We start from the raw sequence: 20,750 nt of genomic DNA, 5'->3' as shown, positions 1-20,750 counted from the left end.
TGGGGGAGATCCGTACACTTGGGGCATGCTGATCGACGACTACGTGGCCGATCTCAGCAGGGCCCTGGCGGGCCCGGCCGGCCCGAAGCGTGATCTGGTCGTCGAGGCGCGCGACAGCCTGACCGACACCGCCGACGCCCTGGAGGCGCAGGGGCTCGACCGGGAGGCGGCCGAGCGGGCCGCGGTCGAGGAGTTCGGCGTGGTCGCCGAGATCGCGCCGGGCTACCAGGAGGAGCTGACCGCGGTCTCCGGCCGACGGCTCGCGGCACTGCTGTTCCTCACCCTGCCGATGAGCGTGCTCATCTGGTCGGCGATCTGGCACCTCTTCCCGGGCGACCACAACGCGTGGAGCGCCCGGCCCGCCTGGTACGCCACCGCCACCACGCTGCTCGACGCGGTCCAGGTGGTGACCGGCCTGTACGGCGGGCTGGCCCTGTTCGCGCTCGGCCGGGGCGCCCGGCGGTTCGGCCGGACGGCGCTGATCACCAGGTCGCTGGGGCTCACGGTGATGGTGGCGCTGCCGCTGTGCGGCACGCTCAGCCTGCTCGTGACGGCCGTCTCCGACCTGCCCCCCGGGTTCGACCAGCTGGCGCCGGTCGCCGTGGCCGAGCTGGTCACCTCGGCCTTCTGGGTCCTCCAGCTCTACTGCGCCGTGCGCTGCCTCGCCCTCACCCGGCGCGCCCGCGCCTGACCGCGGTCCCTAGGAGCGCAGCGGACCCGTCTCGGCCCGCGCGTCGCCGGGGCGGGGCCGCAGCACGCTGCCGATCGCGGTGGTGAAGTCGCGCCACGCCGACCGCTCCCCCTCCAGTTGCCGGCGGCCCGACTCGGTCAACCGGTAGGTGCGCCGCTTGCGCCCGCCGACCGTGGCCCACTCGCTGGCCAGGTGGCCGGTGCGCTCCAGCCTGCGCAGCGCGGGATAGACCGTGCCCGTCGGCACGCTGAGCGCACCGCCGCTGCGCTCCTGCAACGCCTCGATGATCGCGTAGCCGTGCAGCGGCTCCGCTTCCAGAACGGACAGCAGCAGGGCGTCCATGTGGCCGCGCAGCGCGTCGGGGTTCATGTGCACGATCCTAGGCAACCCTGCAGCATGTAGACAGCCTACATGTAGGGTGTCTACACAACGGGAGGGAACGAGGAGGACGCCATGGATGTGCTCGACCTGGCACGGTTGCAGTTCGCGGCGACGGGAAGCCTGCATTTCCTGTTCGTGATGGTGACGCTGGGACTGGCGCCGCTGGTGGCGATCATGCACACCCGGTGGGTGCGCTCCGGCGATCCGGAGCACGAGCGGATGACCCGCTTCTGGGGCGAGGTCTACGTCATCAACTACGCCCTGGGCATCGTCACCGGGCTGGTGATGGAGTTCCAGTTCGGACTGTCGTGGGCCGGGTTGTCGCACTACGCCGGCGACGTCTTCGGCGCGCCGCTGGCCATGGAGACGCTGGTGGCGTTCTTCCTGGAGTCGACGTTCCTCGGACTGTGGATCTTCGGGTGGGGGCGGCTGCCGAGGCGGCTCCACCTGGCCTGCATCTGGCTGGTCACCCTCACCGCGTACGCCAGCGCCTTCTTCGTCATGGTGGCCAACTCCTTCCTGCAGAACCCCGCCGGCGCGCTGCTCAGGAACGGCCGGATGGAGCTGGTCGACGCCGCCGCGCTGTTCACGAACAAGGCCCTGGTGTTCGCGTTCCCGCACGTGATCGGCGTCGGGCTGTTCGCCGGAGGGATGGTGGTCGTCGGCGCGAGCGCGTACCGGCTGCGCCGCCGCGACGGCGAGGCCGCGTTCTTCACCGCGTCGCTGCGCACCGGCGTGGGCACGGCCTTCGCCGGGCTGTGGGTCGCGGTGGCCTTCGGCTACCCGCAGTTCGCCGGGGTGGCGGAGGGCAAGTTCGGCAGTGACCGGGGCGTGGCCACGACGGCGCTCGCGATCATGATGGAGGCGGGCAACCTGCTGTCCCTCGTGCTGCTCGCCCTGCTGGTGACGAGGAGCCGCCTGCCGCGCTGGCGGTGGTCGCACCCGCTGCTCATCGCCATGACGCCGGTGCCCTTCGCGCTGGCCGTCTGCGGCTGGCTCGCCCGTGAGGTGGGCCGGCAGCCGTGGATGATCTGGGAGCGGCTGAGCGTCGCCGACGCCATGTCGCCCGGGCTGACCTCCGGCATGGTCACCGCGTCGCTCGTCGGCTTCGTCGCGGTCCTCGGCATGCTCGCGGTCGCCGACTACGCGCTCATCGTCCGGGTGGTCAGGCGCGGCCCGCGCGACCTGCCCCTCGGCGCCACCGTCGACGAGCAGCGCTCCCCCGCGCTGAGCCACTAGGAGAGCCGTCGTGGAACTGATCTGGTACGCCGTCTTCGCGCTGCTGCTGGTCGGCTACTTCGCCCTGGAGGGCTTCGACCTGGGGGTCGGGATGCTGCTGCCCCTGATCGGCGGGGACCAGCGGGGCCGGGACCGCCTGGTGGCGGCCATGGCGCCGTTCGTGCTGGCCAACGAGGTGTGGCTGGTGGCCGTCGCCGGGACCCTGTTCGGGGTGTACCCGATGCTGGAGGGCGAGGTGCTGTTCGGCCTGTACCCGCTGGTGGTCGCCATGCTGCTGGCCTGGGTCGTGCGGGACGCGGGGCTGTGGTTCCGCCGCCGCGCCGACGGCGCCCGCTGGCGCTCCTTCTGGGACGCGATGATCACGGTGGGGTCGCTCGGGCTGGCGTTCGGCTGGGGCGTGGCGCTGTACGCCGCCGCCACCGGCTTCGCCGCCTCGCTGCTGCACCCGGCCGGGCTGCTGCTGGGCGTGGTGGTCACGCTGGTGCTGGCCTGGCACGGCTGGACGTTCCTCGGCTGGCGGGCGCCGGAGGCGGCCGGGATCACCCGTTCGGGGCGGGCCCTGGCGCTGTCGGGAGCGGCCGCCGCGCTACCGGCCGCCGCGGTGGTCGGGGGCGCCCTGCCGTACCTGCTGGAGCACAGCGCGCCGTCCCCTACGCTGAGTGTGCTCAGTGTCATGGTCCTCCCGTTCGCGCCGGTGATGGTGCTCGCGCAAGTATGGGTGTGGCGCACTTTCCGTCCCGGGAAGGGCCCGGTCAGGACTCTCTCGTTCTTCTGAGGTCACGTGCACAAGGATCTCCTGCGGCTCATGCGGGCCGAGCGGTCGGTACGGCGTCACCTGTCCGTCACGATGGTCGCGGCCGTGCTGGCGGGCCTGCTGGTGCTCGTCCAGGCCGAGCTGCTGGCCGGGGTGCTGTCCGGCCGGTTCGCCGCCGTCGCGCTGGCCGGCGTGGCCGGGGTGGTGGGCCTGCGGGCGCTGCTGGCCTGGACGCAGGGCGTCTTCGCCGGCCGCACCGCCACCGGCGTGAAGTCGGCGCTGCGTCACCGGTTGCTGGCCCGGCTGCAGGAGCTCGGCCCCGCCAGGCTGGCCGGCCACCGCTCCGGGGAACTGGTCACGCTGACCGGTCGCGGCCTCGACGGGCTCGACGCCTACCTGACCGGCTACCTGCCGGCCGTCGCCGTGGCCGGGGTGGTGCCGGTCGCGGTGCTGGTGCGGCTCTTCGCCGCCGACCTGGCGAGCGCGGTCATCGTGCTGGTGACGCTGCCGCTGATCCCCGTCTTCGGCGCGCTGGTCGGCCTGACGACCAAGGCGGTCACCGAGCGCCAGTACCACGCCCTGTCGCGGCTCGGCGGGCACTTCCTCGACGTGGTTCGCGGCCTGCCCACGCTGCGCGCCTTCGGCCGCGCCCGCTACCAGGCGGGCGTCATCCGGCAGGTGGCCGAGGCGCACCGGTCGGCGACCATGCGGACGCTGCGGGTGGCGTTCCTGTCGTCGCTGGTGCTGGAGCTGTGCGCGTCGCTGTCGCTGGCACTGGTGGCGGTGCCGATCGGGCTGCGCCTGCTGGGCGGGTCGCTCGACCTGACGACGGCGTTGCTGGTGCTGCTGCTGGCGCCGGAGGCGTACCTGCCGCTGCGGGCGATGGGCACCAGGTTCCACGCCTCGATGGAGGGCGTGGCCGCGGCCGACGCCGCCTTCGCCGTGCTCGACCGCTCCACCGAGCCGACCCCCGAACCGTCCCCTGTGCCCTCCCGTGAGCAGTCCCCCAAGCCGTCCCTGGGATCCTCCGTCGGGTCCTCCGCCGGAACCTCCGTCGGGTCCTCCGCCGGAACCTCCGCCGGGACCTCCGCCGGGACCTCCGGCGAGGACGCCGCCCGGACGCCTGCGGCCGGTACGGCCGGTACCTCCGGTGCGGCCGCCGCCGGGAGTGCCGGGCCGCCGGCCATCCGCCTGGAGAACGTGACCGTCCGCTACCCCGACCGTGACGACGCCGCCCTGACCGACGTGTCCCTCACGATCGGTCCGGGCGAGCACGTCGCCCTGGTGGGCGAGAGCGGCGGCGGCAAGAGCACGCTTCTGCACCTCCTCCTCGGCTTCGTCCGGCCTGCCTCGGGCCGGGTCCTCGTGGACGGCGTCGACCTGCGCGACCTCGACCCGGGGCCGTGGCGCGACCGGCTGGCGTTCGTCCCCCAACGCCCCCACCTGTTCACCACGTCGGTGGCCGGCAACATCCGCCTGGGCTCGCCCGACGCCACGCCGGAGGAGGTGCGCGAGGCCGCGACGGCCGCGTACGCCGACGAGTTCGTCCAGCGGCTCCCCGACGGCTATGACACGCCCGTCGGCGAACGCGGCGCCAACCTGTCGGCGGGCCAGCGCCAGCGCATCGCCCTGGCGCGCGCCTTCTGCCGCCCGCACGCCACGGTGCTGCTCCTCGACGAGCCGACGGCCCGGCTGGACGGGCGCAGCGAGGCGGCGGTGGTCGCCGCGACGGCCGACCTCGCCCGGGACCGCACGGCCGTCATCGTCGCCCACCGGCCCGCCATGATCGAGCTCGCCGACCGCGTCATCCGCCTGCACGAGGGCCGCGTCGTCGCCGACACGGCCGCCCGCGCCTCGCACCTCGAAGCCGACGGGACCCGGCACGGACCCACGACCGGAGCGCCACCACCCGGCACCGCCGACGTCGGGTCGCCGCGCGAGACCGCCGACGGCGGACCCCGAGCCGAAGCCACCGACGGCGGATTCCGGACCGAAGCCCCCACCGGCGGACCCCGAGCCGGGGCCGCTGACCGCGGACCCCGAGGCGAAGCCGCCGATGGCGGACCGCGGACCGGGGCCGCTGACGGCGGGGGGCGGGGCCGGAAAGGCACTGGAGACGGGAGGGCGCGGGCGGAGTCCCGCGGCCCGAGGGGGGACTCGTGAACCGGCGGATGGGAACCCGGCTCGGCTGGGCCGTGCTGGCGGGGGCGGCGGCCGACCTGGCCGGGCTCGGGCTGATCGCCGCCGCCGCCTGGCTGATCACCCGGGCGGCCGAGCAGCCGCCGCTGGCCGCCCTGAGCGTGGCGATCGTGGCGACGCGCGCGTTCGCCACCGGCAAGGGCGTCTTCCGCTACGCCGAGCGCCTCACCGGACACGACGTGGCCCTGCGCGCCCAGGCGGGCACCCGCGAGCGCCTGTACGAGGCGCTCATCGCGCCCCGCCCGCCCCGGCACGGCGGCGCCGACCTGCTGAGCCGGATGGTCGACGACACCGAGGCCGTCCAGGACCTGCTGGTCCGCTGCCTGCTGCCCGCCGCGGCCGCGGCCGTCACGGCCGTCGCCGCCGTGGGCATCGGACTGTTCGTGCTGCCGGTGACGGCGCTCGTCCTGCTGGCCGGGCTGGCCGTGGCGGGAGTGCTGCTTCCCGCGGTCACCGCGGCCGCGACGCGCCGCTGGGCGGCCAGGATCGCCCCGGCTCGGGCGGCGCTGGCGGGCACGGTGGCGGACCTGGTGCACGGCTCGGCGGACCTCGCCGCCTACGGCGCCGGCGAGCGGGCCCTGGAGCAGGCACGGGCCGCCGACGAGGCGCTGGCCTCGCTCGAACGCCGCCAGGCCCGCGTGCACGCCCTCGCCCTCGCCGCCGGCACCCTCGCCCAGGGGCTCACGGTGGCGGGCATCGTGCTGCTGGCGCAGGCGTCCGGCGCGGGCACGGTGGCCACCGCCGTGCTGGCGCTCACCGCGCTGGTGTCGTTCGAACCGGTCCTGCCGCTGGCGGCCGCGGGCGAGCGGCTGGCCGGCATCACCGCGGCGCTGCGCCGCCTCAAGGAGGTCCGCGAGGCCCCCACCGCCGTCACGGAGCCGCCGGCGCCCGCGCCGCTCCCCCGGCCGCCGTACACGGTCGAGGTCGCCGACCTGGTCGTCCGGCACGCGCCCGCCGGCCGGGACGACGGCCTGCCGCCCGCGGTGCCGCGGGCGGCGGTCGACGGTGTCTCGCTCACGCTGACGCCCGGCAGGCGGGTGGCGCTCGTGGGGCCGAGCGGGGCCGGCAAGAGCACGCTGCTGGCCGCCCTGATGCGCCTGGTCGAGCCGGAGTCGGGCAGCGTCCGGGTCAACGGCGTCGACGTCCGCGACCTCGCCTCCGACGACGTGCGGACCCTCATGACGGGGCTCACCCAGGACCCGTACATCTTCCAGACCACCCTGCGCGACAACCTGCGCCTGGCGGGGCCCGACGCGGGCGAGGAGCGGCTGCGCGAGGCCGTGCGCGAGGCGCGGCTGGAGCAGTGGGCCGACCGCACCGGCTGGGACGCGCAGCTCGGCGAGGACGGCAGGACCGTCTCCGGCGGGCAGCTGCAACGGCTCGCGCTCGCGCGGGCCCTGCTGTACGACCCGCCGGTGCTGCTGCTGGACGAGCCCGCCGAGGCGCTCGACGAGGAGACGGCGGACCGGCTCATGGCCGACCTGCTCGACGTGACCCACGGCCGCACCACGCTGCTGGTCACCCACCGGCTGCGGGGCCTGGAGGGCGTGGACGAGATCATCGTGCTGGAGGAGGGCCGCGTGATCCAGCGCGGCCCGCACGAGCGGCTGGTCGCCGAGCCCGGCTACTACCGCGACCTGTGGGAGTCCGAGGTCCTGACCCGCCGCTGAGCCCGCCCGGAACGGCCGTCTTGCCCTCGTCGCGCCAACAGGTTTACGATGCAAACCAGTTTGGCGATGAGAGAGGTTGAGATGGCAGACGACGGCGAGCCGGCACCGAGCCCCGAGGAGATGCTGCGGCTCATCGAGCGGCAGCGCGCCGACACCGTCAGGCGCCTCAAGGGTGATCCGCGGTTGTTGTACGCACCGTGGGGGGTCGCCTGGCTGCTCGGGTTCGGCACGCTGTTCCTGCACTACGGCCTCGGCGGCGAGCCGTACCTGGCGATCTCGCAGATGCAGGCGGTGGGCGTGATGCTGAGCCTGCAGGTGCTGGCCGGAGGCGTCGCCGCCTACGGCATCACGCGGATGAGCGGCCAGGTTCGCGGTGACAGCTCCGCCCGCGGGACGATGTACGGCTACGCGTGGTTCGCCGGGATGGTGCTCATGGCGGTCGTCGCGAGCCGGATGTCCCCGCAGCTCCCGCCCGAGGAGAGCGGCCTGCTCTGGGCCGCGGCGTCCATGCTGGTGGTGGGCGTCCTCTACATGGCGGGCGGGGCGATCTGGCTCGACTGGTCGATGTTCTTCGTCGGCGTCTGCGTCCTGGCCGTCAACGCGGTCGGCGTCGTGCTCGGCGCCGGCTGGCACGCCCTGCTGTCGTCGGTGCTCCTCGGCGGCGGCTTCGTCGTCGTGAGCTTCTGGCTGTGGCGGCGCGGATGACGGCCGGCAGCCCGCCGCCCGAGCTCGATCCCGTCATCCACGCCCAGGCCCGGCTGCGCGTGGTCGCCGCGCTCAACACCCTCGGCGACGGCGACGAGATGGCCTTCCCGGCGCTGAAGGACCTGCTCGGCATGACGGCGGGCAACCTGTCCGTGCACCTCACCAAGCTGGAGGACGCCGGATACGTCCGGATCACCAAGACCCACCGGGGGCGCACCCCGGTCACCTACGTCGCCCTGACCAAGCGCGGGCGGCTCGCCTTCGACGAGTACACCAAGGCGATCCGCGCGCTGCTCGACACCGCTGGAGGCCCGTCATGACCGTCCTCGCCCGTGCGACCGAGGTCACCCGCCGCTACGGAGACGTCCTGGCCCTCGACCGGGTCTCCCTCGACATCCGGGCGGGCGAGCTGGTCGGCCTGCTGGGCCCGAACGGCGCCGGCAAGTCCACACTGATCAACCTGTTCACCGGCCTGCGCAGGCCCACCTCCGGCACGGTCGAGCTGCTCGGCGGCTCCCCGCGGGACCCGGCGGTACGGCGGGACATCGGCGTCACCCCGCAGGAGACCGGCCTGCCGGAGGCCTTACGGGTGGGCGAGGTGGTCGACTTCGTCTCCGCGCACTTCCCGCGCCGTACCGGCCGCGACGAGCTGCTCGACCGGTTCGGGCTGCGGGACCTGGTCAGACGGCAGATCGGCGGCCTGTCCGGCGGGCAGAAGCGGCGGCTGGCCGTGGCGCTGGCGTTCGCGGGCGAGCCGGAGCTGGTCTTCCTCGACGAGCCGACGACCGGCCTGGACGTGGAGGGGCGGCGGGCGCTGTGGGACGGCATCAGGGCCTTCCACGACGGGGGCGGCACCATCCTGCTGACCAGCCACTACCTGGAGGAGATCGAGGCGCTCGCGCAGCGGGTCGTGGTCGTCGGCCACGGCCGCGTGCTGGCCGACGACACCGTTCCGGCCATCCGCGACATGGTCGGCGTGCGGCGGGTCACCCTGTCCGCCGACGCCCTGCCGGACCTGCCCGGCGTGCTGGGTTCGGAGCGCGAGGGCGACCGCGTCCACCTGCTCACCGCCGACCCCGACCGGCTCGTCGTCGAGCTGGTGCGCAGCGGCACCCCGTTCTCCGGGCTGGAGATCCGGCCGACCACCCTCGAGGAGGCCTTCCTCACCATCACCGCGAAGGAGAGCACCCTTGTCTAGCCTCGTGCTGGCCCACACCCGCTACCAGCTGCTGGAGCAGATCCGGGTGCCGATCGGGCTGATCTCCAGCGCGTTCTTCCCGGCCGCGTCCATGCTGGCGTTCGTCGTGCCGTTCGCGGCCGACGATCCGATGGCCGCGACGACGGCCACGGGATCGATGATGATGGTCGGCGCCATGTCGGCGTCCCTGATGGGGCTGAGCATCTCGGTCGCGCAGGACCGCGAGCAGCCGTGGAACGGCTACCTGCGCACGCTGCCCGCCGGGCCGCTGCCCCGCTTCGCCGGGCGCATCCTGACGACCATGGCCGTCATGCTGCTGGCGGTGATCCCGGTGCTGGTCATCGCGGCCCTGTTCACCGAGGCGACCATCACCGTGCCGCGGCTGCTGCTCGGCCTGGCGGCGCTGCTGGCCGGGTCGGTGCCGTTCATGCTGCTGGGCCTGCTGCTCGGCTTCCTGTTGTCGTCGAAGGCGGCCATCGGGGTGTCGCAGCTGCTGTTCTTCCCCGTGGCGATCCTGGGCGGGCTCTTCCTGCCCCTGCGGGTCATGCCGGCCTTCGTGCAGGCCGTCTCGCCGTTCGTGCCGAGCCGCGGCGCCGTCGAGCTGGTCTGGAGCGCCACCACGGGCGCGCCTGCCGACCTGGTGTCCGTGCTGGCGCTGGGCGGGTGGACCGCGGTCACGGCGGTGGGCGCCGCCTGGGCCTACCGGCGCGACGAGGGCCGCCGCTTCTCCTGACCGCGGTCCGCGGCGGGGAGGTCCTCATCCGCCACCCGCACGGCTGTGACGTGCGTGGCTTCCCGCAACGGTGAGGGTGTGCCGCCGAGTCCGCAGCGATCTCGACGGCACACCCGTCCGTGAGGGGGTCTGTGTGTTATTTCTTCTCCGCGAGGGTCACGGTGGCGGTCTGCTCCTTGCCGTCCCTCACGTATGTGATCTGAACCTGTTGGCCCACTTTGAAACCTCTGACCTGCCCAACCACTGTATCTCCCCCATCGACCGGCTTGTCGCCCATCTTGGTGATGAGGTCGCCTTCTTTGAGTCCGGCCTTGTCCGCCGGGCTGCCGGCGGTCACCTGACGGACGAGGGCGCCGGGCACGTCACCGGTGGCGTCGGTGACGCTCACCCCGAGGAACGCGTGGGTGACCTTGCCGCCGTTCATGAGCTGGTCGGCCACCTGCTTGGCGGTGTTGATGGGGATGGCGAAGCCCACCCCGATGTTGCCGGTGCCGCCGCCGGTGGCGATGGCCGTGTTGATGCCGACCACCTGGCCGGCCGCGTCCACCAGGGCGCCGCCGGAGTTGCCGGGGTTGATGGCGGCGTCGGTCTGGATGGCGCCGCCGATCGTGGTCGTCTCGCCCGCCTGACCGCGCTGCCCCCAGCCCGGGGGCATCTGCTGCTGCTCGCCGCCGACGGTGAGCGTACGGTCCAGCGCGCTGATGATGCCCGCGGTGACCGACCCCTGCAGGCCGAGCGGGCTGCCGAGGGCCAGCACCGGGTCGCCGACCCGCAGCGAGTCGCTGTTGCCGATGGTGGCGGCGGTGAGCCCGGAGACGCCCTCCGCGCGGATGACCGCGAGGTCGGTGGACGGGTCGGTGCCGACGACGGACGCCTTGGCGGTCTTGCCGTCGCTGAACTTGACCGTGAACATGGCGTCGCCGCCCTGCAGCCCGCCCTGCATGGCGCCCTGCACCACGTGGTTGTTGGTGAGGATCAGCCCGTCCGCCGACAGGACCACACCGGAACCCTCGCCGCTGTTGCCCTGGATCATCACGACCGACGGCTCCACCTTCTGCGCGACGTCGGCGATCGTCAGCGTGCTCGACGCCTGCCGGAAGGACGCCGGGGCGGGAGCGGCCGCGACGGTGCCGCTCTCGGGCTGGAACGCGGTGGCCACGGCGGCCCCCGTCACGCCGCCTCCGAGCGCCATCGCGGCGAGCGCGAGCCCCGCCACGGTCTTCCTACCGGGAGAGAAGCGGGGCCTCGCCGCCGCAGGAGGCGGCGGGGGCGTGGGAAGGCCCATGTGCAGGGTGTCCCGCCGGGGGAACCCACCCGCCGTGGGCGGGGTGTCACCGAACTGGCTCCAGCCGCCGTTCTTCTGCTCGCCAGGCTCGTTCGTGTTCATGTCATCTCCTCAAGTCCCGATGACTCAAGGGTGCCAAGAGCCGCGTAAGTGCAGGTTAAGGCGGTGATCGGAGCAGGTCGAGAAGCCTGACGGACGCCTTATCACCGCTGGTGAGGGCTCGGTCACCCAAGCCTGAGCCGCCGGAAAGATCTCGCGACTCACCGCTCTCCGCCTTGACGATGTAGATCACAAGGGTCGGCGGCTCCGCAAAAAGGGGAGGAGGAGGGAGCGGCTTCGCTGAGACAATCAGTGGATGATCAGCAAGGAGATCCGGTTCGACTGCCGGCAACTTGGCGACGGCGGCGCGCTCGTGATCGTCCCCCGCGTCGACGGAACACCGTTCACCGAGCTGATCGACAGGTTCGAGATCACGGCCGGGATGCAGCCCGCAGGCGACGCCTACGGCGGTCTGATCCCGCAGTTCTTCCGGTTCGGCCCGATGCGGGACCACTTCCTCGGACGATCCACCAACGCCATGGGGCCGAAGACACCTGTTCTCGGGTGTGAATGCGGCGAGTGGGGATGCTGGCCTCTCATGGCCCGCATCACCGTGACAGCTGACCTCGTGATCTGGACCTCCTTCGAGCAACCCCATAGCCCGGCCCGCGACTACACGGCATTCGGTCCGTTCCCGTTCGACCGTCACCAGTACGATGACGCCCTGCGCGCGCTGGACGCCGCGATCGGCTCCGACGAGACGTGATCCGCCCCCGCCCGGCCGCCAGTCCGGAGAGGCAGGGCAGCCGCTGCCCGATGGTGGACGTCGACCTGACGATGTTCGGCCGGCTCGACGAGATCGAGGAGGCGAGTACGGCTCAGCCTGCGCGCGCCCATCAGCCTCGGCATGCATCGACGGGGCATCCGCCCGGTGGCTCGCGGGGGTCCGGCGTTGCGACCGGCCAGCACCAGGCGGCAGGCAGGCGCATGCAGGCCGACCTTCACCTGGACCGGAGCACGCCGCCTCGTGACGAAGCTCTACAGCCCGAATGCGCCGCCTTCGATCAGGATGAACAGGCCGATGCCGGCCAGCACGATCGGCAGCAGGATGTGGCCCCACCGGCTCAGCGCCTTGGCGATGACCGGTCGAGTGGCGAAGAATCGGCCGGCAACGCACCACACGGCCACCAAGGCCAGGAAGACGATGACGTAGACAGCCATCGAGCCGATACCGCCGGTGGCGAAGACGGGGACGTACACGCCGATGTTGTCGCCGCCGTTCGCGAAGGTGACCGCGGCCACCTCCAGGACCTTCGGCCCCCCGGCACGTTCCTCAGCCGGCTGCCCGTCTCCGTTGCGCCCGTCACGGTGGTCCTTCCACGCCTGCAGGCCCGCCTTGATGCCCAAGGCCAGCGGGAGCAGGCCCAGGTAGGGCCGGAACGGCTCGGGAAGGAAGGTGGCGCCGAACGCTGCTGCCACCGCCACCGCCGAGATGCCCAGGAAGCCGAGATATTGACCGGCCACCACCCGCGTGGCGGCTCCGCGATGTCCGGCGCCTTGGGCGAAGAACAACGCCAAGAGCAGAATGTCGTCGATGTTCGTGACGGCGAACAATCCCGCCGCTTGCCCGATGATGCCCGCACTCACGCCGAGACGTTTCCTTCCACGCCAAGATGTCCCCGGCGACCCTACCGGCCGCGAGGGCCCATCAGCCCGGCGACATTGCGGCAGAGGGCTGTACGGGCTGTACAGCCCCGGTCCCGCCGCTGTCAGTCTCGCGTCGGGGTGCCGTCGCCGACCGCGGGGTCGCCCCGGTCCCGCCAGATGAGGACGGCGTAGAGGGCGCCTCCGACGCCGAACAGTCCGACGAGGAAGAGGACCGCGAGCAGCCATTCGGGCATGACGCCCCCCAACGGGCCGGCACAGGTGGATTTCAGTGTCGAGCGGCCCGCCGGCGGCGTCAATGGCGGCGGCTCATCGGCCGGCGGCCCAGTACTCGTCCCTGAGCAGCCGCTTGTAGAGCTTCCCCGTGGCGTGGCGCGGCAGCTCGGACCGGAAGTCCACCGACTTCGGGCACTTGTACGCGGCCAGCCGGGACCGGCAGTACGCGATCAGCTCGGCCTCCAGCGCCGGCCCCGCCTCGGCCGTCGGCACGGGCTCCACCACGGCCTTGACCTGCTCTCCCATCTCCTCGTCGGGCACGCCGAAGACGGCCACGTCGGCGACCTTGGGGTGCACCGACAGGACGTTCTCGGCCTCCTGCGGATAGATGTTCACGCCACCAGAGATGATCATGTACGAGAGCCGGTCCGTGAGGTACAGGAAGCCCTCGGCGTCGAGGTGGCCGATGTCGCCGAGGGTCGTCCAGCCCCGGCCCTGGGGGTCCTGCGCCGAGCGGGTCTTGCCGGGGTCGCCGTGGTACTCGAAGCGGATGCCGCTGTCGAAGTAGACCAGCCCCCGCTCCCCCACCGGCAGCTCGTTGCCGGCCTCGTCGCAGATGCGTACGGTGCCGAGCAGCGAACGGCCGACGGTGCCCCGGTGCGCGAGCCAGTCGTGGGAGTCGGTGTAGAGGAAGCCGTTGCCCTCGGTCCCCGCGTAGTACTCGTGGATGATCGGCCCCCACCAGTCGATCATCTGTTCCTTGACGGGGACCGGGCAGGGCGCGGCGGCGTGGATCGCGCAGCGCAGCGACGACAGGTCGTACGCCTTGCGGGTTTCCTCGGGCAGCTTGAGCAGCTTGCTGAACATCGTCGGCACGAGCTGGGTGTGCGTCACCCCGTGCCGCTCGATCAGCGCGAGGTACCGCTCGGGGTCGAAGCGTTCCATGACCACGACCGTCGCGCCGAGCCGCTGGAAGGTCATGCAGTAACGCAGCGGCGCCGCGTGGTAGAGCGGGGCGGGAGACAGGTAGACGCTGTCGGAGTCCGGCTTGAACAGGCCCTCGATGAGCCGGTAGAGCATGCCGGGCTCGGTGAGCGGCGCCTTCGGCAGGCCGGGTTTGACCCCCTTGGGCCTGCCGGTGGTGCCGGACGAGTAGAGCATGTCGGCGCCCTGCGACTCGTCGGAGATCGGGGTGACCGGCATCCCGGCCACCGCCTCCTCGTAGGAGGTGAAGCCCTCGGCGACGCCGTCGAGCATGAGCCGCAGCTCGACGCCGGGGGTGGCCCCGGTGATGGAGGTGGCGACGCCGGCCAGGTCGGCGCTGGACAGGAACACCTTGGCGCCGCAGTTGTCGACGATGTAGGCGAGTTCCTCGGACAGCAGCCGGGAGCTGATCGCCGTGTAGTACAGGCCGGAGCGGTGCGCCGCCCAGGCCACGGCCAGGAAGAGAGGGTGGTTGGGCAGCATGAAGGCGATGTGGTCGCCGCGCCGCAGCCCGGCGGCGCGCAGGAGGTGGGCCAGGCGGTTGGACTCCTCGTCCAGCCGGCGGTAGGTGAGGATCTCATCGGAGCCCGCCATGATCACAGCGGGCTTGTCAGGGGTGGCTGCCGCGATGACTCCCGGATGCATGGCCGAACACTATTCGGTCATTGCCGCCCGCGCCAGGATCCCCGCCCGCACGAACGGGGCCGCGCTCTCGCCCACACGAACCGGGCCGCGCCTCGTCGGCCGAGAGCGCGGCCCCGTCATGTGCCGCCCGTCCGCTGGGAACATCAGGCGGCCGCGTGGTAGACGTCCTTCCAGCCGGAGTGTCGGCCGGTCGGGCCGCCGAAGTGGCCCCTGCTCACGTCCACGAGGATGTGGGCGGCGTCCTTGCCGGAGAAGGAGAACTCGGCCGGGGACTTCTTGCAGTTGCGGAACTTCCTGACGTACGTGTCACCGTCGTGCTCGACGACCTTGAAGGTCTCCCACGCGCACTTCCTGCCGCCCCACCACTTGTCCGTGAAGAGCTTGCTGTGCACGGTGAAGACGTCGTGGTGCTTCCACACCCACGCGCGCTTCTTGGTCTTCGTGACGACGATCTTGCAGTGCGCGGGGCCGCTCTTGCCGGGCTTGCAGACCCGCTTCTTGACGACGACGGTCTTCCAGTACCAGTGCTTGTACGGCTTCTTCTCCACGCTCACGTGACCGGTGGCCTTGGCCTGGTGATCGGTGGAGAAGTAGGGGCCCCAGTCCGCCTCGTAGGCGGACTGGGCGCCGGCGGGGGTCGCCGCGTGGGCGGCGACCGGGGCGCCGACGGCCACGGCTGTGGCGGCGGCGGCGCCGATCAGGATGCGCGAGACGATTCGCACGGTCGGGTCCTCCTCGGGAGAGGTGTTGCTGTCCCCCCATGGGTACGCCGACCCCATTGCCGAATGCTTACAAATACCTTGAGAAGCGCTATAGCCCTAAATGCAGGCAATATCCTGATCTATCGGAAATATCGACACTATTCGGCGGCGATCACCGAGCCCGCGTACTTCTGCTTGATGAAGTCCTTGACCTTCTGGTCCTGCAGCAGCTTGCCGAGCGTGACGATGTTCGCGTCCTTCTCGTGCCCGGCCGCCACGACCAGGCCGTTGGCGTACGGGTTGCCCTCGGCCTTCTCCAGCACCAGGGCCTGCGAGGCGGGCTTGAGTCCGGCCTCGATGGCGTAGTTGCCGTTGATCACAGCGGCGTCGACGTCGTCGAGGGAGCGCGGGAGCTGCGCGGCCTCCAGCGGCTTGAACGCCAGGTTCTTCGGGTTGCCGGTCACGTCGCGCTCGGTCGCCGTGGTGCCGACGCCGTCCTTCAGCGTGATCAGGCCGTTGTCGGCGAGCAGCTTGAGCGCCCGGCCCAGGTTGGTGGCGTCGTTCGGCACGGCCACGGCGGCGCCGTTCGGCAGCGCGGACAGCTCGGTCACCTTCTTGGAGTACAGGCCGAGCGGCTCCAGGTGCACCGGGGTGACGAAGCTGAGCTTCGTGCCCTTGGAGGCGTTGAAGTCGTCCAGGTAGGGCTTGTGCTGGAAGAAGTTGGCGGCCAGCTGGCCCTCACCGAGCTGCACGTTCGGCTGCACGTAGTCGGTGAACTCCACGATCTCCAGCTTGAGCCCGGCGGCGGGGGCCAGGTTCTCCTTGACGTAGGTGAGGATCTCGGCGTGCGGCACCGGGGTGGCCCCGACCTTCAGCACGGTGTCGGCCGACTCGGCCGGACTGGAGGTGACGGGCTGCGACGACCCGCACGCGGTCAGCAACAGAGACAGGACGGCAGCGGCTACTACGCTCAGGTATTTCATCTTTTTTTCCTTACTTGTGTGACAGACGCCGGGCGACCACGTCGCCGAGGCTCTGGACGAGCTGCACGATCACGATCAGCACCACGACGGTCACGATCATGATCAGGGTTTCGAATCGCTGGTAGCCGTACCTGACGGCCAGGTCGCCCAGCCCTCCCCCGCCGACGGTGCCCGCCATGGCCGAGTAGCCGATGAGCGCGACGACGGTGACGGTGAGCCCGGCCACCAGCCCGGGGAACGCCTCGGGCAGCAGCACCTTGCCGACGATGGTCGTCCGGCCCGCGCCCATGGCCTGGGCGGCCTGCACCACGTCGGCGCCGACCTCGCGCAGCGCCGTCTCGACCAGGCGCGCGAAGAACGGCACCGCGCCGACGGTGAGCGGCACCACCACCGCGGCCGTGCCGATCGTCGTGCCGACGACCAGCCGGGTGAACGGGATGATCGCGATCATCAGCACGATGAAGGGCAACGACCTGCCCACGTTGACGACCACGCCCAGAACGGTCTTCACCGCCGGCAGCGGCAGCAGCCCGCCCCGGTCGAACACCACGAGCGCCACGCCGAGCGGCAGCCCGAGGAGCACGGTGAACAGCGTGGACCAGCCGACCATCTGCGCGGTCTGCCAGGTGGCCTCCACCAGCAGCGGCGCCATCTCGTCCCAGGTCATCGGTTCTCCTCCGTCACGGACGGGCGGGGGCTCACGGGGCCACCTCCACGATCAGCCCGCGCTCGCGCAGGTAGGCCAGAGCGGGCTCGGTGTCGCCGGTGACGGCGACCCGCAACCGGCCGACCGAGCCGCCGGCGAGCTCCTCGATCGAGCCGCCCAGGATGCTGATCTCCACGTCGAACTTGCGCACCGTCTCCGACACGACCGGCCGCTGCGGGTCGCCGGTGAACGTCAGCGTCACCGAGCCGGGCGGGGCGGGCTCGGGCAGCGGGAAGATGTCCCTCGTCAGGCGCGACCCCGGCGTCCTGATCAGGTCGGCGATGCGGCCCGACTCCCGCACCCGGCCGTCCGCCATGATGGCGACCGAGTCGCAGACGCTCTTGACGACGTCCATCTCGTGGGTGATCAGCAGGATCGTCAGCCCCAGCTCGGCGTTGAGCCGCTTGAGCAGGTCGAGGATGGAGTGCGTGGTGGCCGGGTCGAGGGCCGAGGTGGCCTCGTCCGACAACAGCACCGCGGGGTCGCCGGCCAGGGCGCGGGCGATGCCGACGCGCTGCTTCTGGCCGCCGGAGAGCTGGTGCGGGTGGTCACCGCCCCGGCCGCCGAGGCCGACGAGGTCGAGCAGCTCGGCCACGCGGCGCCGCCGTTCGGCCCGGGGCACGCCCATGACCTCCAGCGGGAAGGCCACGTTGCCGGCGACCGTGCGCGACGACAGCAGCGCGAAGTGCTGGTGGATCATGCCGATGCGGCGGCGGGCGCGGTTCAGCTCCCGCTCCGTGAGCGCGGTCAGCTCCTGGCCGGCCACGGTGACGGTGCCCGCGGTGGGCCGCTCGAGCAGGTTGACGCAACGCAGCAGCGTGCTCTTGCCGGCGCCGCTCTCGCCGAGCACGCCGTAGATCTCGCCTTCGCGCACGTGCAGGTCGACACCGTCGAGCGCGACGGTGTCACCGTACAGTTTGCGCAGGCCGGACACCTGGATCACAGAACATCCCCACGACTGGGGCGCGGCGCACGCCGCGCGGACCGAACAACGACCGGAACGAGACCGGCGGGTCAGCGGGTGCCCGGGGGGAACGGCAGGTGGCTCAGCCTGCGCAGCACGAAACCTGGCGAGATCATGGGTGACCTATCGGGGAGGGAACGGGCGGACTTGCTCGGCGGCTTGCTCAGCCGGCCTGACAGCACCTGCGGGCCGGACAGCCCATGGCACACATTCGCCCCATACGCATGCGACACCGGACGCCGGCGTGGGCGCTCGCGTGGCTTTTCGCGTATGCCTCGTTCACAACCCATGCCAACGACATGGGGACATGGGGCTATTCCCGGCCGCCGACGTGATCCGCGTCACGGTACGGGTCACGCAGGGCGCGGGGCCCGTCGCCGGCGGAGCCCCTCCTCCGGCGCGGGCCCGTCGCCGGCGGAGCCCCTCCTCCGCCTGGTAGCGGCTGCGGCGCGGGCGCCGGATCGCGGAAGACGCCCGGCCGGGGCACAAGCCCCGGCCGGGCGTCTCGCCGTGCCGCTCGCGGCCGATGGTCGATCTCCTGTGTACGCGACCGCCCCGCTCCCCCACGGGGTGCGGCGGGGCGCCCGCCCCGGTCAGGCGGCGGCCGTGGAGGGGACCTTGGCCGGGGTGAGGGCGATGTCCAGCACCTCGCGCACGTCGCTGACGGTGTGGATCGTCAGCTCGTCGCGCACCTCGGCCGGCACGTCGTCCAGGTCGGGCTCGTTGCGGGCCGGGATGAGCACCGTGGTGATGCCCGCCCGGTGCGCCGCCAGCAGCTTCTGCTTGACGCCGCCGATGGGCAGCACCCGCCCGGTCAGCGAGATCTCACCGGTCATGGCCACGTCACCGCGCACCTGGCGGCCCGACAGGAGCGAGGCCAGCGCCGTCGTCAGCGTCACGCCGGCCGACGGGCCGTCCTTGGGCACCGCGCCCGCCGGGAAGTGGACGTGCACCGAGCGGTCCTTCAACGCCGTGACCGGCAGCTCCAGCTCCGCGCCGTGCGAGCGGAGGTAGGACAGGGCGATCCTGGCCGACTCCTTCATCACGTCGCCGAGCTGGCCGGTCAGGGTGAGGCCCGTCTCGCCGGTCTCCGGGTCGGCCAGCGACGCCTCCACGTACAGGACGTCGCCTCCGGCGCCCGTGACGGCCAGGCCCGTCGCGACGCCCGGCACCGAGGTGCGCTGCCGCGACTCCGGCAGTGACGACTCCGGCACGAAGCGCGGCCGGCCGAGGTAGTCGACCAGGCTGTCGGCGTCCACCTGGACGGGCAGCTCGTCCTTGGCGGCGACCTTGCGCAGGATCCGGGCGACCGAGCGCTCCAGCGAACGGACCCCGGCCTCGCGGGTGTACTCGGCGGCCAGCCTGCGCAGCGCCGCGTCCTCGACCGCGACCTCCTCGGCCGTCAGGCCCGCCAGCTCCAGCTGCCGGGGCAGCAGGTGGTCGCGGGCGATGGCGACCTTCTCGTCCTCGGTGTAGCCGTCGAGCGTGACGACCTCCATGCGGTCGAGCAGCGGCCCGGGGATGGCCTCCAGGACGTTGGCCGTGGCCAGGAACAGCACGTCGCTCAGGTCGAGCTCGACCTCCAGGTAGTGGTCGCGGAACGTGTGGTTCTGGGCCGGGTCGAGCACCTCCAGCAGCGCCGCGGTCGGGTCGCCGCGGTAGTCGGCGCCCACCTTGTCGACCTCGTCGAGCAGGACGACCGGGTTCATCGAGCCTGCCTCGCGGATGGCGCGGACGATGCGGCCGGGCAGCGCGCCGACGTAGGTGCGCCGGTGGCCGCGGATCTCCGCCTCGTCGCGGACGCCGCCGAGCGCGACGCGGACGAACTTGCGGCCCATCGCGCGCGCCACCGACTCGCCGAGCGACGTCTTGCCCACTCCGGGTGGGCCGGCCAGCGCGAGGACGGCGCCGCTGCGGCGGCCGCCCACCACGCCGAGGCCCTTGTCCTGGCGGCGCTTGCGCACGGCCAGGTGCTCGATGATGCGGTCCTTGACGTCGGCGAGGCCGGTGTGGTCGGCGTCGAGCACGGCCCGCGCGCCGGCGATGTCGTAGTTGTCCTCGGTGCGGTCGTTCCACGGGATGTCGAGCACGGTGTCGAGCCAGGTGCGGATCCAGCCGGTCTCCGGCGACTGGTCGGAGGTCCGCTCCAGCTTGTCGACCTCCTTGAGCGCGGCCTCGCGGACCTTCGCGGGCAGGTCGGCGGCCTCCACGCGGGCGCGGTAGTCCTCCTCCTCGCTCTCCGCGGAGTCGCCGTTGAGCTCCTTCAGCTCCTTGCGGACCGCGGCGAGCTGCTGGCGCAGCAGGAACTCGCGCTGCTGCTTCTCCATGCCCTCCTGGACGTCCTTGCGGATCGTCTCGGCCACGTCGAGCTCGGCGAGGTGCTCGCGGGACCACTCGACCAGCCGGGCCAGCCGGTCGGCCGGGTCGGCGGCCTCCAGCAGCTCGACCTTCTGGGCCGTGGTCAGCCACGGCGTGTAGCCGGAGCTGTCGGCGAGCACGGAGGGATCGTCGATCTGGTTGACCTGGTCGACCACCTGCCAGGCGCCCCGCTTCTGCAGGATCGTGGTGGCGAGCGCCTTGTACTCCTTGGCGAGCTCGTGGGCGCGCTCGCTCACCGGGACGGGGTCGACCGTGAGGGCCTCCACCCAGAGCGCGGCACCCGGGCCGGTGGTGCCGGTGCCGACCCGCACCCGGTCGACGCCGCGCACGACGGCGGCGGGCTCGCCTCCCGGCAACCTGCCCACCTGCTCAACGACGGCCTGCACGCCGACGGCGCCGTAGCGGCCGTCGATCCGGGGAACGAGGAGCACCCGCGGCTTGTTGAGCCCGGATGCGCGGCTGGACGACTCCGCCGCGTCGATGGCCGCCCGCACCTCGGAGTCGGACAGGTCCAGCGGCACCACCATGCCCGGCAGCACGACCGCGTCATCGAGCGGCAGGACCGGCAGGATCAAGCTCTCACTCATGCGCACTCCCAAGGGTTGAGTTATAC

At 72.3% G+C, this 20,750-nt stretch carries 20 protein-coding genes; 10 read left to right on the top strand and 10 right to left on the bottom strand.

The window, feature by feature from the left end; genetic code table 11:
* Positions 1–25 precede the first annotated feature (25 nt).
* Entirely contained in the window at positions 26–691 is a 666-nt protein-coding gene (locus CXR44_RS27190; RefSeq protein WP_101788982.1) for a permease prefix domain 1-containing protein, read from the top strand.
* Between the two features lie 9 nt (positions 692–700).
* On the opposite strand, the gene CXR44_RS27185 is transcribed toward CXR44_RS27190, so the two are convergent.
* The gene (locus tag CXR44_RS27185; protein WP_101788981.1) at positions 701–1,060 is read right to left on the bottom strand and encodes a helix-turn-helix transcriptional regulator; all 360 of its coding nucleotides are present in this window, start codon (positions 1,058–1,060) and stop codon (positions 701–703) included.
* Positions 1,061–1,144: 84 nt separating this feature from the next.
* Here CXR44_RS27185 and CXR44_RS27180 point away from each other — a divergent pair, with 84 nt between their 5' ends.
* The 8 genes from CXR44_RS27180 to CXR44_RS27145 all read left to right on the top strand — a co-directional run bounded on the left by CXR44_RS27180 (position 1,145) and on the right by CXR44_RS27145 (position 9,570).
* Positions 1,145–2,311 (top strand): cytochrome ubiquinol oxidase subunit I, encoded by a 1,167-nt coding sequence (locus tag CXR44_RS27180; protein ID WP_101788980.1) that lies wholly within the window; start codon positions 1,145–1,147, stop codon positions 2,309–2,311.
* A gap of 10 nt (positions 2,312–2,321) precedes the next feature.
* Positions 2,322–3,086 carry a cytochrome d ubiquinol oxidase subunit II gene (locus tag CXR44_RS27175; RefSeq protein ID WP_101788979.1) on the top strand — a complete coding sequence of 255 codons (765 nt, stop codon included), beginning with the start codon at positions 2,322–2,324 and terminating at the stop codon, positions 3,084–3,086.
* Positions 3,087–3,092: 6 nt separating this feature from the next.
* Positions 3,093–5,228, top strand: a complete 2,136-nt coding sequence (cydD, locus tag CXR44_RS27170) for a thiol reductant ABC exporter subunit CydD (RefSeq protein WP_245899437.1) — start codon at positions 3,093–3,095, stop codon at positions 5,226–5,228.
* Entirely contained in the window at positions 5,225–6,934 is a 1,710-nt protein-coding gene (gene cydC, locus CXR44_RS27165) for a thiol reductant ABC exporter subunit CydC (protein WP_245899436.1), read from the top strand. Before cydD ends, cydC begins: the two co-directional genes overlap by 4 nt.
* A gap of 81 nt (positions 6,935–7,015) precedes the next feature.
* Entirely contained in the window at positions 7,016–7,639 is a 624-nt protein-coding gene (locus CXR44_RS27160; RefSeq protein WP_101788977.1) for a transporter, read from the top strand.
* Positions 7,636–7,959, top strand: a complete 324-nt coding sequence (locus CXR44_RS27155; protein ID WP_101789114.1) for a transcriptional regulator — start codon at positions 7,636–7,638, stop codon at positions 7,957–7,959. Before CXR44_RS27160 ends, CXR44_RS27155 begins: the two co-directional genes overlap by 4 nt.
* Positions 7,956–8,837, top strand: a complete 882-nt coding sequence (locus tag CXR44_RS27150; protein ID WP_101788976.1) for an ABC transporter ATP-binding protein — start codon at positions 7,956–7,958, stop codon at positions 8,835–8,837. The genes CXR44_RS27155 and CXR44_RS27150 overlap by 4 nt, the downstream gene beginning before the upstream one ends.
* Complete coding sequence (locus CXR44_RS27145; protein ID WP_101788975.1) at positions 8,830–9,570, top strand: ABC transporter permease; 741 nt, start codon at positions 8,830–8,832, stop codon at positions 9,568–9,570. The genes CXR44_RS27150 and CXR44_RS27145 overlap by 8 nt, the downstream gene beginning before the upstream one ends.
* A 136-nt stretch (positions 9,571–9,706) precedes the next feature.
* Here the strand turns inward: CXR44_RS27145 and CXR44_RS27140 are convergent, their stop codons facing one another.
* Positions 9,707–10,957: a S1C family serine protease gene (locus CXR44_RS27140; RefSeq protein ID WP_101788974.1), complete on the bottom strand. Its 1,251-nt coding sequence runs from the start codon at positions 10,955–10,957 to the stop codon at positions 9,707–9,709.
* Between the two features lie 253 nt (positions 10,958–11,210).
* Between CXR44_RS27140 and CXR44_RS27135 the strand changes: the two genes are divergently transcribed.
* Positions 11,211–11,660: a hypothetical protein gene (locus CXR44_RS27135; protein ID WP_101788973.1), complete on the top strand. Its 450-nt coding sequence runs from the start codon at positions 11,211–11,213 to the stop codon at positions 11,658–11,660.
* A gap of 272 nt (positions 11,661–11,932) precedes the next feature.
* On the opposite strand, the gene CXR44_RS27130 is transcribed toward CXR44_RS27135, so the two are convergent.
* The 8 genes from CXR44_RS27130 to lon all read right to left on the bottom strand — a co-directional run bounded on the left by CXR44_RS27130 (position 11,933) and on the right by lon (position 20,724).
* Positions 11,933–12,541, bottom strand: coding sequence for a cadmium resistance transporter (locus tag CXR44_RS27130; RefSeq protein WP_101788972.1), 609 nt, complete (start codon positions 12,539–12,541; stop codon positions 11,933–11,935).
* A gap of 122 nt (positions 12,542–12,663) precedes the next feature.
* The gene (locus CXR44_RS41780; protein WP_281260303.1) at positions 12,664–12,795 is read right to left on the bottom strand and encodes a hypothetical protein; all 132 of its coding nucleotides are present in this window, start codon (positions 12,793–12,795) and stop codon (positions 12,664–12,666) included.
* Between the two features lie 73 nt (positions 12,796–12,868).
* Positions 12,869–14,404, bottom strand: a complete 1,536-nt coding sequence (locus tag CXR44_RS27125) for an AMP-binding protein (protein WP_101788971.1) — start codon at positions 14,402–14,404, stop codon at positions 12,869–12,871.
* Between the two features lie 143 nt (positions 14,405–14,547).
* Positions 14,548–15,126 carry a hypothetical protein gene (locus tag CXR44_RS27120; RefSeq protein WP_101788970.1) on the bottom strand — a complete coding sequence of 193 codons (579 nt, stop codon included), beginning with the start codon at positions 15,124–15,126 and terminating at the stop codon, positions 14,548–14,550.
* A 137-nt stretch (positions 15,127–15,263) separates the two neighbouring features.
* Positions 15,264–16,088: a MetQ/NlpA family ABC transporter substrate-binding protein gene (locus tag CXR44_RS27115; RefSeq protein ID WP_101788969.1), complete on the bottom strand. Its 825-nt coding sequence runs from the start codon at positions 16,086–16,088 to the stop codon at positions 15,264–15,266.
* A gap of 10 nt (positions 16,089–16,098) precedes the next feature.
* The gene (locus CXR44_RS27110) at positions 16,099–16,755 is read right to left on the bottom strand and encodes a methionine ABC transporter permease (protein ID WP_101788968.1); all 657 of its coding nucleotides are present in this window, start codon (positions 16,753–16,755) and stop codon (positions 16,099–16,101) included.
* A 31-nt stretch (positions 16,756–16,786) separates the two neighbouring features.
* Entirely contained in the window at positions 16,787–17,737 is a 951-nt protein-coding gene (locus CXR44_RS27105) for a methionine ABC transporter ATP-binding protein (protein WP_101788967.1), read from the bottom strand.
* 614 nt (positions 17,738–18,351) lie between these two features.
* Positions 18,352–20,724 (bottom strand): endopeptidase La, encoded by a 2,373-nt coding sequence (gene lon, locus CXR44_RS27100; protein WP_101788966.1) that lies wholly within the window; start codon positions 20,722–20,724, stop codon positions 18,352–18,354.
* Between the last annotated feature and the right edge of the window lie 26 nt (positions 20,725–20,750).

The sequence above is a fragment of the Nonomuraea indica genome (assembly GCF_002850745.1).
Lineage (GTDB): Bacteria > Actinomycetota > Actinomycetes > Streptosporangiales > Streptosporangiaceae > Nonomuraea > Nonomuraea indica.
Note: the sequence above shows the minus strand (reverse complement) of the source record. Positions and strands in the feature narration are given on the sequence as shown.